Origin of the sequence: Bacillus australimaris, from assembly GCF_001307105.1 — a bacterium.
Lineage (GTDB): Bacteria > Bacillota > Bacilli > Bacillales > Bacillaceae > Bacillus > Bacillus australimaris.
Genome location: NZ_LGYN01000005.1, coordinates 36,500 through 49,367 on the forward strand (window position 1 = coordinate 36,500; position 12,868 = coordinate 49,367).

The 12,868-nt window shown below is 43.0% G+C and carries 12 protein-coding genes; 8 read left to right on the plus strand and 4 right to left on the minus strand.

Annotation, left to right across the window (positions count from 1 at the left end; translation table 11 throughout):
• Positions 1-40 precede the first annotated feature (40 nt).
• From glcD to AKG37_RS05720, 5 genes are all read left to right on the plus strand, one after another.
• A complete protein-coding gene (gene glcD, locus AKG37_RS05700; RefSeq protein WP_060697930.1) occupies positions 41-1,450 on the plus strand; it encodes a glycolate oxidase subunit GlcD in 1,410 nt (469 codons plus the stop codon).
• Entirely contained in the window at positions 1,447-2,790 is a 1,344-nt protein-coding gene (locus AKG37_RS05705; protein ID WP_060697931.1) for a (Fe-S)-binding protein, read from the plus strand. Before glcD ends, AKG37_RS05705 begins: the two co-directional genes overlap by 4 nt.
• Positions 2,791-2,862: 72 nt before the next feature.
• Positions 2,863-4,350, plus strand: coding sequence for a spore germination protein (locus tag AKG37_RS05710; protein WP_060697932.1), 1,488 nt, complete (start codon positions 2,863-2,865; stop codon positions 4,348-4,350).
• Between the two features lie 12 nt (positions 4,351-4,362).
• Positions 4,363-5,463 (plus strand): GerAB/ArcD/ProY family transporter, encoded by a 1,101-nt coding sequence (locus AKG37_RS05715; protein WP_060697933.1) that lies wholly within the window; start codon positions 4,363-4,365, stop codon positions 5,461-5,463.
• Positions 5,460-6,560: a Ger(x)C family spore germination protein gene (locus AKG37_RS05720; RefSeq protein WP_060697934.1), complete on the plus strand. Its 1,101-nt coding sequence runs from the start codon at positions 5,460-5,462 to the stop codon at positions 6,558-6,560. The genes AKG37_RS05715 and AKG37_RS05720 overlap by 4 nt, the downstream gene beginning before the upstream one ends.
• Before the next feature lie 6 nt (positions 6,561-6,566).
• Here the strand turns inward: AKG37_RS05720 and AKG37_RS05725 are convergent, their stop codons facing one another.
• Positions 6,567-7,556, minus strand: a complete 990-nt coding sequence (locus AKG37_RS05725) for a hypothetical protein (RefSeq protein ID WP_060697935.1) — start codon at positions 7,554-7,556, stop codon at positions 6,567-6,569.
• Positions 7,557-7,603: 47 nt separating this feature from the next.
• A complete protein-coding gene (locus AKG37_RS05730; RefSeq protein ID WP_060697936.1) occupies positions 7,604-7,834 on the minus strand; it encodes an excisionase family DNA-binding protein in 231 nt (76 codons plus the stop codon).
• Between the two features lie 314 nt (positions 7,835-8,148).
• Here AKG37_RS05730 and uptA point away from each other — a divergent pair, with 314 nt between their 5' ends.
• Positions 8,149-8,751, plus strand: coding sequence for an undecaprenyl phosphate transporter UptA (gene uptA, locus AKG37_RS05735; protein ID WP_060697937.1), 603 nt, complete (start codon positions 8,149-8,151; stop codon positions 8,749-8,751).
• 38 nt (positions 8,752-8,789) lie between these two features.
• Here uptA and AKG37_RS05740 read toward each other — a convergent pair whose 3' ends face one another.
• Positions 8,790-9,611, minus strand: a complete 822-nt coding sequence (locus AKG37_RS05740; protein WP_060697938.1) for a uroporphyrinogen-III synthase — start codon at positions 9,609-9,611, stop codon at positions 8,790-8,792.
• A gap of 141 nt (positions 9,612-9,752) precedes the next feature.
• On the opposite strand from AKG37_RS05740, the gene AKG37_RS05745 reads away from it, so the two are divergent.
• Positions 9,753-10,373 (plus strand): acetate uptake transporter, encoded by a 621-nt coding sequence (locus tag AKG37_RS05745; RefSeq protein WP_060697939.1) that lies wholly within the window; start codon positions 9,753-9,755, stop codon positions 10,371-10,373.
• Positions 10,374-10,411: 38 nt separating this feature from the next.
• On the opposite strand, the gene AKG37_RS05750 is transcribed toward AKG37_RS05745, so the two are convergent.
• On the minus strand, positions 10,412-11,431 hold the full coding sequence (locus tag AKG37_RS05750) for an LLM class flavin-dependent oxidoreductase (protein ID WP_060697940.1): 1,020 nt from the start codon (positions 11,429-11,431) through the stop codon (positions 10,412-10,414).
• A gap of 174 nt (positions 11,432-11,605) precedes the next feature.
• On the opposite strand from AKG37_RS05750, the gene AKG37_RS19275 reads away from it, so the two are divergent.
• A partial coding sequence (locus tag AKG37_RS19275; protein WP_077233691.1) for a hypothetical protein occupies positions 11,606-12,868 on the plus strand: 1,263 nt, incomplete at its 3' end.

A 12,868-nucleotide genomic window follows, 5' to 3' on the forward strand; every position in this document is an offset into this window, starting at 1 on the left:
TGAAAGAAACGATACGACCAATTAGTGGGAGTGAATGCGCATGTTACATTCTGAATTTTCACGTCAATTAAAAAAGATTGTCGGTACGTCTCATGTACAAGACAGTCAAGCCGATCGTCTTGCTTACTCTTATGATGCAACACCGAACTTTCAGCATATGCCAGATGTTATCGTAAGCCCGGGCGCGGCTGAGGAAATCCAGCAAATTATCCGGCTCTGCACCTCATACAACATACCAATCGTGCCAAGAGGATCAGGAACGAACCTTTGTGCAGGCACATGTCCTACACAAGGCGGACTTGTGATGCTGTTTACAAGAATGAATCAGTTAATAGAAATAGATGAAGAAAATCTCACGGCAACGGTTCAGCCTGGTTTGATCACGCAGGAATTCATTCGCCAAGTAGAGGCGAGAGGCCTCTTCTATCCACCTGATCCAAGCTCTATGAAAATCTCTACATTAGGAGGAAATATTAATGAAAATTCAGGTGGTCTGCGTGGGTTAAAATATGGTGTGACGAGAGATTATGTACTTGGACTTGAAGTCGTTCTGCCAAACGGTGACATCATCAAAACAGGCGGCAAGCTTGCAAAGGACGTTGCTGGGTATGATATGACCCGTCTGTTCGTTGGTTCAGAAGGAACGCTTGGAATTGTCACGGAAGCCACGCTGAAGCTTTTGCCGCTTCCAGAAACAAAGCAAACGATGCTTTGCTTATACGAAAGCCTGGAGGAAGCTGCCGCTTCCGTGTCAGCGATTATTGCAGAGCGTATCATTCCCGCCACATTAGAATTTATGGATCAGCCAACCTTGGAAGTCGTTGAAGACTTCGCAAAAATCGGTCTGCCCACTGACGTTCAAGCCGTGCTATTAATTGAACAGGATGGCCATCCCGAAGCGGTTTCCCGTGATATGCAGCGTATCGCAAAAGTGTGTCAGCAGCATGGTGCAAAAAAAGTAAATATCGCACAATCTGAAGAAGAGGCAAATGCACTTTTAACAGCGAGACGTTCTGCTTTATCTGCCCTTGCCCGGTTAAGCCCGACAACCATTTTAGAAGATGCCACAGTCCCCCGGTCTGAAATTGCGAGCATGGTGCGGGCGATTGAAGACATTGCAAGAGAGTACAATGTGAAAATCTGTACATTTGGCCATGCAGGTGATGGGAATTTGCATCCTACTTGTGCAGCAGATGCAAGAAACGAAGAAGAAATGAAGCGAGTGGAAAAAGCGTTTCAGGCCATTTTTGAAAAAGCAGTCACACTTGGCGGCACCATTACGGGTGAACATGGTGTGGGCCTTATGAAAGCCCCCTATTTGGAGCTCAAGGTGAAAAAAGAAGGAATTGCGGCAATGAAAGCGATCAAACAAGCACTTGACCCAGCAAATATCATGAACCCTGATAAAGTGTTTGGAAAAGCAGCAAGAAAACGGGTGGTGGTTTCATGAACTCCTCTAAACAAACAGAGATTCAGCAAACTTTTCAGCAGCAAATGGATGAAAAGGAGCTGCTCAATTGCATGCGCTGTGGCTTCTGTCTCCCTTCCTGTCCTACTTATATCGAATCTGGTCAACAAGAAACACACTCTCCCCGCGGCCGAATTGCGTTAATGAAGGCGGTAAGAGACGGCGTTATTGAGCCAGATGAAGATGTCGAGCATTCACTGAACCTTTGCCTAGGTTGCCGTGCATGTGAACCGGTCTGCCCTTCCGGCGTGAAATATGGACGGTTACTTGAGGATGCAAGAGACATCATTCAGCAGCACAAAAAACAATCTATTCCTGTCAAATTTGTGAGACGTGTGGTATTCAAAGGACTCTTTCCTTCACAAAGCCGAATGCGGCAAGCGGCAGGGCTTCTTCGGTTTTATCAAACATCTGGCCTGCAAACTGCCGCCCGCAAGACTGGCATGCTGAAGGTGCTTCCACCGCATTTACAGCTGATGGAACAGGCTCTTCCAAAGGTACCGCGTCAACAGAAAAATCGTTTGCCGGAATACAAAGCCGCCAGCCCAGCAAGAAAACGTGTGGCCTTTTTTACCGGCTGTTTAATGGATACCGTTTTTTCCAGCACAAACGAAGCGACCATCCAGCTTTTGCAGCTGGCAGGCTGTGACGTTGTCGTCCCTCCTATTCAGACGTGCTGCGGAGCACTTCATGGTCATAGCGGAGAAAAAGAGCAAGCGAAACAGTTAGCAAAGCGGAATATTGAAGCATTTGAAAAGATAGATACAGATGCCATAGTCATGAATGCGGGCGGTTGTGGTGCTTTTTTAAGTGATTACGATCATTTGCTTCGCGATGATTCGGATTTTCAAAAGCGAAGTGAAGCCTTCTCAAAGAAGATCACGGATATATCAGACATTCTAGTAGAGCTGGAGTTTCACCGCCGCACGCCGCTTGCCTTGCCAGAGCAGGTCATCACCTATCAAGACTCCTGCCACTTACGGAACGGAATGGGTGTACAGCATGCGCCAAGGGAGCTGATGAAGGCCATACAAGGCATATCATTTAAAGAAATGAAGGATGCGGATCGCTGCTGCGGATCTGCCGGAATTTATAACATCTTGCAGCCAAAAATGTCGATGCAAATTTTAGATCATAAAATGACGGAAGCTAATCAAACAAAGGCGGCTGCTATTGTCACGTCAAATCCAGGCTGCCAGCTGCAAATGGCAGCGGGCATCAAACGCTCAGGGCATTCGCCCAGCATGCGGGCCGTTCATCTTGCTGATTTATTATTAGAAGCTGTTCAATATGGAAAAAAAGCGTCCAGCTCATCAAGCTGAGCGCTTTTTTCATGCATATCTTCAGACAAATGGTTGGATAATAGAGGAAAATCACGGAAGGAGATGGTTCAAGTGCTGAAGAAAAATAAACAACTTCAAAAGGACCCGAATTCAGTATTTGAGGCATTGTCACGTTCCTCTGATTTTACAAACGAGTTGTCAAGCAGTGAAGACTTACTATATCGAATGTCTTTTTTTCGTTCGTTAATTAATGGACATTTGCTTCATGAACACATTTTGCCCTGCTTAAAAGAATTGCATCTCACCCCCTCTCTTGAAGAGCTGAAGGAACGTATTCCCATTGAACAGGCTGTCATCACAAGTGATCTGAAAAAGGTGGAAGAAGCCCTTCACCTCGGCAATATAGCCATTCGGCTTGAGACGGACTGGAACAAAGCGCTTCTTATACCGATTGAAGAAAAGAAAGGCAGACAAGTCGGTTCCCCCGAGATAGAATTTGGCATTATCAGTGCACAAGAAGCATTTGTGGAGGTTCTAGATACGAACTTAAATTTGCTCAGGAGGCGGCTGACGACACCGAGTCTCAAGGTGGCTGAAAAGACTGTTGGAACTTTATCTCAAACAAAAGTGGCCGTGTTATATATTGAAGAAGTCGCCAATCCGCAAAATATCGAAACCGTTCTTCAGCGAATTGAGGACGTTGATTATGATCAAATTTTAGATGCGAATTACCTCGCTCAAATGCTTTATGATGTGTCCAATACGATCTTTCCGTTGTTTTTAAATACAGAAAGACCTGACCGCGTGTCGTCAGGTTTAACAGAAGGAAAAATCGCTATCTTAGTCGATGGTTCACCTCATGTTTTGCTCGCCCCAACCATTTTACTAGAGTATTTTTCTACAATGGAAGATTACAATATGTCATGGATTGCGGCTTCTTGCTTTAGGCTGTTACGCATATTTGCTGTCATATTTTCTATTTTTGCAACGCCTTTATATGTAGCTGTTTTAACCTTTCATTATGAGCTGATTCCAAAGGATTTATTAGAAACGATTGTGTCCTCGCGCTACCTTGTGCCATTTCCGCCGATTATTGAAGCATTATTTTTAGAAATTTCAATTGAATTACTAAGAGAAGCAGGATCCAGGCTTCCAGCTAAAGTCGGACAGACGCTCGGAATTGTGGGGGGGATTGTCATTGGACAGGCTGCGGTGGCAGCAGGCTTAACAAGTAATATTCTGCTCATCATTGTTGCCCTATCTGCTCTTGCCTCCTTTGTGACCCCTATATACAAAATGGGAAGTGCCATTCGCCTGCTGCGATTCCCCTTTTTATTCACAGCACAGGTTTGGGGCGCATTAGGTATTGCTGTGATGGGCGCTTTCCTGCTCACCCATTTAATGAAATTAACCTCTATTGGGCGGCCATATTTAGAGCCTATTTTTCCAATGCGCCTCGCTGATTTAAAGGGCAGTTTGATTCGTCCTCAGCTCAGATTTTTGAACAAAAGGCCGGATAATTTACGTCCAAAAAATGAAACCATCCATCGGTCTAAGCCTAAGCAAGGCCGTAAGGGGAAAAATGATTTTTATGAATAAGGAAGTGAAGGCATGAGCTCTTCTTCTGTCAAAGAAAAATTTCAAGTATCCCCTTATTTTGTGTTTTTTCTCATCAATGCCAATCAAGTAGGTGTCGGCATTTTAAACTTTCAAACAAACCTCGTTTCATCATTGAATAATGATGGGTGGATCGCCATTCTGATTTCTGGCATCAGCGTCAATGTCATGATCTTTCTGATGTACTTGATGTTTAAAAAGGCCCCTTCGGATCAATTTCATGAGATTACACAATTCGTATTTGGTAAATGGGCTGGGCAATTATTCAACATTCTCTATATCTTATACTTTTCATCTTTGTCGCTCACTGTCCTCGTCCATTATATGGATGTGATCCATGTGTGGTTGTTTAAAGAAATTCCTGGCTCTTTGTTTGCGGCTGTACTGCTGCTGCTTGTTTATTACATTCATACCGGCGGCTTTAGAACCATTGCTGGCTGGGCATTTTTTAGCATTGTACTTACGTACTGGATGACGTTTATCTGTTTTTATGTCATGAAATACAGCCACATTCGCTTCATGTTTCCGATGTTTGACCATACATTTACACAGCTGCTTATGGGAATCAAAGATGCATCCTTATCCATGTTTGGTTTTGGAACGCTGCTTGTCTATTATCCCTTTATTAAAAAAGCACAGACGTCACAAAAATTTGCCCACATGGGGGCATTATTCACGACAAGCTTAAATTTACTTGTCTTTCTCGTATCCATTGCGTATTACTCAAGTGCTCAGCTCGAATTAACAAAATGGCCGACACTGACGTTAACAAGCATTGTGAAACTTCCCTTCATTCAGCGTTTTGAATTTATTGAAGTGTCTCTTTGGTTGCTTCTGATCATTCCAAATATCGCGATTCCATTATGGGCAGCAAGCCGAATGGCGAAACAAGTGTTTCATACGAGTCAGCGCGTCACTTTAATCAGTCTCAGCATCCTCATTCTGATCATGTTTTCGTTTTTTGTCAGTACCACTTCTTTTGAAGCCTTTAATCAATGGGTGGAATATAGCGGATACATTCTGATATACGGATTGATTGTCTGTATGGTCATTGGACTGATGCTGAAAAAAAGGTGGGTGAAAAAAGGGGCATGAAACGGTATATACTCATGAGTCTCATGTTGATGAGTCTTTCCTTAACCAGCTGTGCGCAGCCTCGCCTTTTAGATGAATTAAATATCTCTCAAGCGGCTGGATTTGATTTAGTAGAAGATGGAATAATGAAGGGCTTCTTTGTCTTTCCTGTCTTTAAAAGTCAGGAGCAAGGAAGTTATCAAATATTAAGTGCAAGGTCAAACACCATTAGTAATATTCAATTTCTTGTATCAGAAAAATCGCCTTTTCCGGTCGTCATGGGTCAGGTGCTCGTTATTTTAGTCAGTGAAAAGTTAGCAAAAGAAGTCGGCATGATCGATTTAATGAATTACATTTATCGTGATCCTATCATTGGTTCACGCCAAGTGTTTGCGATTGTAGGCGGAGAGGTTGAAGATTTATTATACACAAAAATGAATCAAACGAACTTGAATATCGGTGTGTATCTCTCAGATCTATTAACCCAAAATATGCGAAATGGCAATGAACCAGTCACCAATCAGCACATTTTTATGAACCAGATGCTGGCAAAAGGTGTTGATGCATATCTCCCTTACATCAAAAAAACAAGCAATGCTATTAAGGTCTCGGGTGTCGCTCTTTTTGATCAAGAAAAAATGGTTGGGCATATTCCGGCGGAAGAAACGTTTACGTTTAAAGCCATGATTGAAAACCATAAAAACGGCATTTATGAATTTCGTTTTCATGATAAGGCGAAGACTCATGTTGTGATTGAAAATATCAAATCACGGGTGTCTTATCATATAAAACCAACTGAAAATCTCACTAAAAAGCCTCATATCACAATTGATATCAAGCTCAAAGGTGAATTAAAAGAATTCATGAAGTCCAAGAAAATTGATACACCTTCTATTTTGGAGCATGTTGAAAAAGAAGTGGAAAAACGTGTCGCTCAGCAAGGACAAGACCTTGTTCAGTCTTTTAAAAAGCAGAACATAGATCCGCTTGGGCTGGGCCTCAGGTATAGAGCAAAAGACAAAGCATTGACACCAGAAAAATGGCAAGAAATTTATCCTGATGCAGATGTACAAATTAAATGCCAGATGAACATTGTTCAAACAGGTGTCAGCCAATAAAAAGGTTTATTCAAATATAACTTGTTTGTTCTCCAAGATTTTAGACACTTTCATTTTGACTCGTGGAACGCAATCTTTTTGATGATAATCAATTAAAATCTTCTCTACTTCCTTTTTATCTGTTCTTAGGATTTTAGGAGAGAATTGTTCCACAAGGACCGGTCTATTCCCTTTGGCGCAATTTGCCATTGTATCCAGTGCAATTAAGCTGAAGGGTCTTCCTTTATCGAGCCAAGATTTCATTCTTTCCCAGGTTGGACAGCATACGGCTGCCAGCCTTCCCCAATGATCGTCAAAATGGGTGCAGGCTGATTCCATCCAATCCAATATATTGTGAGAACGGAAACGGTGCAGGCAAATAAAAGCTGCGATCGGCCTTTCTTTTTCGCTGACGGATTTCAATTTCTCTAGAATACGTTGTAATCCCTCATCTACTGGCAAACTGCTGGCGGCTGCCCATGAAAGCGGATAAAGAAATTCTTCATCATCTTGATCCAAAAGTTCCCTTACCCACCCAGCAGCAGAGGTACCTAACACATCAGCCGTAATTTCTATCATGCGCGACTTCACTTCGACATGATGCGTTTCATCAAACCTACTTTGAACAGCATCAAAGATCTTTTGCTGATCGTGCTGTTTCAAAGCATCAATGACATCATCCTCAAGAAACCATCTAGTGATAGAAAAGTCTAATAAAGACGCCAAATCATATCTAACTGCTTGTAATGTTGGTGCTTCATCGCTTTTGATGACGACGACGTTATCCTCTGCTAGGAAAGCCTGTCCATCCTCTCCATAAAAATCATCGTGCAGTAAAAATTGTTTAGGAGAATGGAGAACGGCTAAGTTATACCATTCAATAGGGCGTAATGAATAAGTGAGAAGTCTTTCGTGGCACGGATGGCATAAATGATAAGGTTGTTTCGGTTCATCAGACGCTTCTACCACATTCATTGCGTTTTTTTGACAGGCTTCACATAAAGCCTTTTTCTCCATTGTATTCACTCCCTTTTAATGCATATGTATTGAAAAATGACAATGCTCTAATCTTCATCCTTTACATCTGGGTCTTCTGGAATCGGTTCATTTAGGATCTCTTGGATAAGCTCTTTATATTGTTCGAGCTGCTTTAAATGCGTTTGAAACTGACCTTGATAAATAAGATATGATTCCCCGTCAAATACGTAACGGATCTTGTTTTGCTGGATTAATTTTTCAATATACGCTTCAGATACTTCTAAGTATTCAGCTGTTTCTACGATTGTTAAATACATGTTTGTGCACCACCCGTTCGTTTCATCTAACAGATTATATCATGATCTGTTGAAAAAACGGAGGAAGCCTATTCTCTTTTCTGGTGGCAATTCTTCATATAACAAGTAGATCGTCTAGATGCAGGCAAATATGGTATGATAAAATCTGCTAGACGAGAGCTTTCTTTTGAAAAGCTAGGTTTATGCGGGGTCTGTGATGAGCCGCTAGCCATGCTGGCATATATAGAAAGCATACTCATGAGAAAAGCAAAACAAGCATACGCTCTTATAAGGATGCTTGAAGAAAATTCGTATTAAAAGGCAGAGTGAAATGAATGGGAACCTTTTTTAATGAAATTTTAACCTGGCTGACAAGCCTTGGTTATGTAGGTGTAGCATTAGGACTGATGATTGAAATCATTCCGAGTGAAATTGTACTTGCCTATGGCGGATATATGGTTTCAACAGGCACAATTGGTTTTGTTGGAGCTGTTATTGCCGGCGTCATCGGTGGTACGCTCGCCCAGTGTTTTATTTACTGGATCGGTCTGTACGGCGGAAGACCTTTTTTAACAAAGTATGGAAAGTATTTATTCATCCATGAACATCATATCGCGACTGCAGAACGCTGGTTTGACCGGTATGGAACCGGTGTAGTGTTTACCGCGCGCTTTATCCCTGTTGTGCGCCATGCTATCTCGATTCCAGCAGGTATTGCCAAGATGCCTTTTTTGAAATTTGTTTTCTTGACAGGACTAGCTGCCATCCCTTGGTCTATCTTATTTATCTATCTTGGCATGCAGCTTGGGACAAAATGGGATCACATTCAAAGCGTTGCTCACGCTTATACAACCCCTATTATGGTCATTGCCATCGTCCTCATTGTTCTCTATTTCGTATTCAAAAAAATTCGGACGAATCGAAAACGGACAATTTAACAAAAACGCCTTTCACTGATCTGGTGAAAGGCGTTTTTTTATGAGTGTGCTGAATGTTTTTTCATATATTGTGATAATTCTATAATCATTGCACCCATTCTCTCTAGTGACGGGGCAAGAATTCGGTCTATTCCCTCTTCTTTTAAAGCTTCAGCAGTGACTTTTCCGACAGCTACTGCCAGCACGTTCTGCTCAAATAATTTTTGCAATTCTTCTTTTCTGCCCCATTCTGCTGCTAGCTTGAAAAAGGCGTGAACCTGGACAGCGGTTGTAAAACAGACGGCATGAACCTGTCCATCTTTCATTTCTCGAAAAAGTGTTTCAGCAGCCTCTGGTTCAGGAGGGGTGTGCTGATATGGTAAAAGCGGTAAAACATCTGCCCCCTTATCATGTAAAAACTGAATGAGAGCTGGTGCGTTTTCACCATGAAGCTGCACCATAACGCGCTTACCTTGAAACTCCTTGTCTTCTAGCTTTGAAATCAGGTCACGAACCGTTCCGTCTTCATCAGAGACGCCTGGCTGAATTCCATGTTTTTTCAGCGCAGCGAAGGTTTTGTATCCTCTTGAAGCAATCTGTGCATTTGATAGAATGTTCATAAATTCTTTACCGAGCTGCAGTTCTTCTGCACTCTCAATTAATGTATTAGTACCGATACCTGTGGTCAAAATCACCCAATCCGCCCCTTGTTTGACAAAGGTCTCAATGCCTGGCTTTAATTCCTCTTTGGCTAAAAATACTGTTCCTTGAAGAGAGCGAATAACGGCTTGTCCTCCTTGCTTTTCGACAAGTGTCCGCATTTCTTCCGTTTTTCTCGTGCCACAAATGGCAATTGTTTTTCCAGATAAGCCTTTACTCATTTTATCCCTCTTTTTCTATCACATTTAATATGTATTAAATATAGATTTATTTGGAAGACGTTGCAAGTGTCTACTAAAAAGAGCTTGACGTTTCTATCGAATTCGAGTATCTTTTGTAAGTGCAAATTGTAGGAGGTCATTATGGAAAAACAGAATGTTCAAGCAATTCGATTATCAATTGCAGACCCAACACCACTTGGTTTGTTTGGTTTAGCAATGGTGACGCTCGTTGCGTCCTCACAAAAACTAGGAATCACAGATGGCACTTCCCTTATTTTACCTTGGGCTATCTTCCTTGGAGGAATCGCGCAGCTAATCGCGTCCATACAAGATTCAAAGCATCATAATATTTTTGGAGCCACTGCCTTTGGCGCATTCGGTCTTTTTTGGATGGGCGTTGGAACCACTTGGCTCATTCAAGCCGGCGTTTTTGGGAAAACGCTTGCGGGAGCTGCAGATCCAAAACAGTTAGGCTTTGCGTTTATCGGTTATTTAATTTTCAGCTTGTTTATGACGATTGGTGCAATGGAAACACATAAAGTGTTATTTTTGATTTTCGTCTTTATTGATTTCTTATTCATTGGTCTTTCCCTTAGCTCGTTTGGTGTGATGTACGATGTAACACATACCATGGCAGGTATTGCAGAATTGATCATTTCCCTGCTTTCGTTTTATGGTTCAGCTGCTGTTGTCCTTAATACACACTTTGGCCGTACTGTTCTGCCAATCGGACAACCATTCCGCATTTTTACAAAAGCATAAATAAAAAAGAACTGCTCTGTGCAGTTCTTTTTTGATGTTTATTTTTCCTGTGCCTCTTGAAAGATCTCTCCGATGATTTCATACGAGCGCATTCTTTCTTGATGGTCAAACATATCCGAATTAATCATCACTTCATCTGCTTGAGTAGCTTCAATAAAGGCTTCTAATTCTTTTTTCACCTTTTCTTTATCCCCGATTATGGTCGAACTTAATTGTTCATCCACCATCGCCTTTTCATACGGACTCCAAAGGCCGTCCATACTGTCGACAGGCGCCTTAAGTTTACCTGGCGTGTTGCGAATAAGACTCAAAAACCGCTGATAATGAGAAGTCGCCAAATATTCAGCTCGCTCTGTTTGGTCTGCAGCAAAAACAGTCACACCAACCATGGCATAAGGCTCCTTTAACACATCAGAAGGTCTAAATGACTGTCTATACAATTCTAACGCAGGGATTGTGTTTTTAGGTGAGAAATGTGCCGCAAAAGCAAATGGCAATCCAAGTTCTCCTGCAAGTCTCGCGCTAAAACCACTTGAACCAAGGAGCCAAATCGGAATGTCTAGCCCTTCTCCTGGAACAGCTCTTACATGTTTTTTGACTTGACCGGTTGGTTTGAAATATTGACGAAGTTCTTCAAGCTGTTCAGGGAAATCTTCTCCGTTATGAAGATTACGTCTAAGCGCTCTTGCTGTTAACTGATCCGTCCCTGGTGCTCGTCCAAGACCTAAATCAATTCTCCCCGGATACAATGTCTCAAGTGTGCCAAATTGTTCGGCAATGACAAGTGAAGAATGGTTTGGCAGCATAATCCCACCAGACCCTACTCGAATTTTTTCAGTTCCTCCAGCAATATATCCAATTAAAACGGACGTTGCAGAGCTCGCAACCCCTTCCATGTTATGGTGTTCTGCCAGCCAGTATCTATGATAGCCCCACTTCTCCGCCTTTTTTGCTAAATCCATGCTACGATCAAAAGATTCTTTAATGGTGCCTCCTTCTGTCACAGAGGATAAATTTAAAACGGAATAGGCTTTGCCCTGTAAAACTGATTGACTCATAAATGATGTCCCCATTTCTGTCAAATATCATACTATTTTTATACTTTCAACACCATAACATAAATTCATGAAAGATTTAAATGATTTGATTCGATGATTTTCGAAATGATGATTTTCTAGGTTTTACTTCCAATTTGAAAATTTGCACATAGAATGAAATATCAATTTTAGGAGATGGGCAATTTGTACAATCAATTCGATCACAAATGTCCCTTTTGCGGTAAATACCATGAACAGCCTCATTACAAAAGATCACGTCATGACCGTCCTAGAAAAAGAGACTGTCCCTTCATAAAAGAAGAATATCCAAAACAAAAGATACCCCAGGGGAATCAACCCTGTTACATTGCAAAGGGAAACAAACAATCAAAACCAAATCAAATTGTTGGACCAAGAGGCCCGGCAGGTCCCGCTGGACCAACGGGACCTACTGGACCTGCTGGCGGGTTAACCGGAGCCCTCCCCTTTGATCCCTCACAATCACAAGATTACGATGCAGGGCAAGTTGTCACGTTTAATGGCAGTACTTACATTGCCAATGTTGATGCTCCATCAGGGATACCTGGACTCTCCCCTGACTATACTCTTTTGGCTGCTTCTGGTGAAACTGGGCCTACTGGCGCCACTGGTAGCACTGGGTCTACCGGTGCCACGGGGATCACTGGAGTAACTGGACCTACCGGCGCAACGGGTGGCACTGGACCAACTGGGGCTACAGGAATTGGATTAGGTGGTGTTGAAGCCTATGATCCTGTAATAGCACCAACATATTCAGTAGGTCAAGTCGTCACTTATGGTGGTGGTACGTATATTGTGGATTCTGCCCCTCCTTCAGGTACGCCCGATACGTCACCAGATTACACACTTTTAGCAGCACCGGGTGAAACTGGGCCTACCGGTTTAACGGGTGGCACTGGAGCAACTGGAGATACTGGGCCCACGGGTATCACCGGTTCAACCGGACCTACTGGCGCAACTGGTAGCACTGGAGTAACCGGATCTACTGGCGCAACGGGTGGCACTGGAGTAACTGGACCTACTGGCGCAACTGGTAGCACTGGAGCAACCGGACCTACTGGTGCAACAGGCAGCACTGGACCAACTGGACCTACCGGCGCAACGGGGATCACTGGTTCAACCGGATCTACTGGTGCGACAGGTAGCACTGGACCAACTGGACCTACTGGGGCCACGGGTATCACCGGTTCAACCGGTCCTACCGGCGCAACGGGTGGCACTGGAGTAACTGGACCTACTGGTGCAACGGGTGGCACTGGACCAACTGGAGATACTGGGGCCACGGGTATCACTGGAGCAACTGGACCTACTGGCGCAACTGGTAGTACTGGACCAACGGGTCCTACTGGTGCAACAGGTAACACTGGATCAACTGGAGATACTGGGGCCACAGGTATCACCGGTTCAACCGGTCCTACT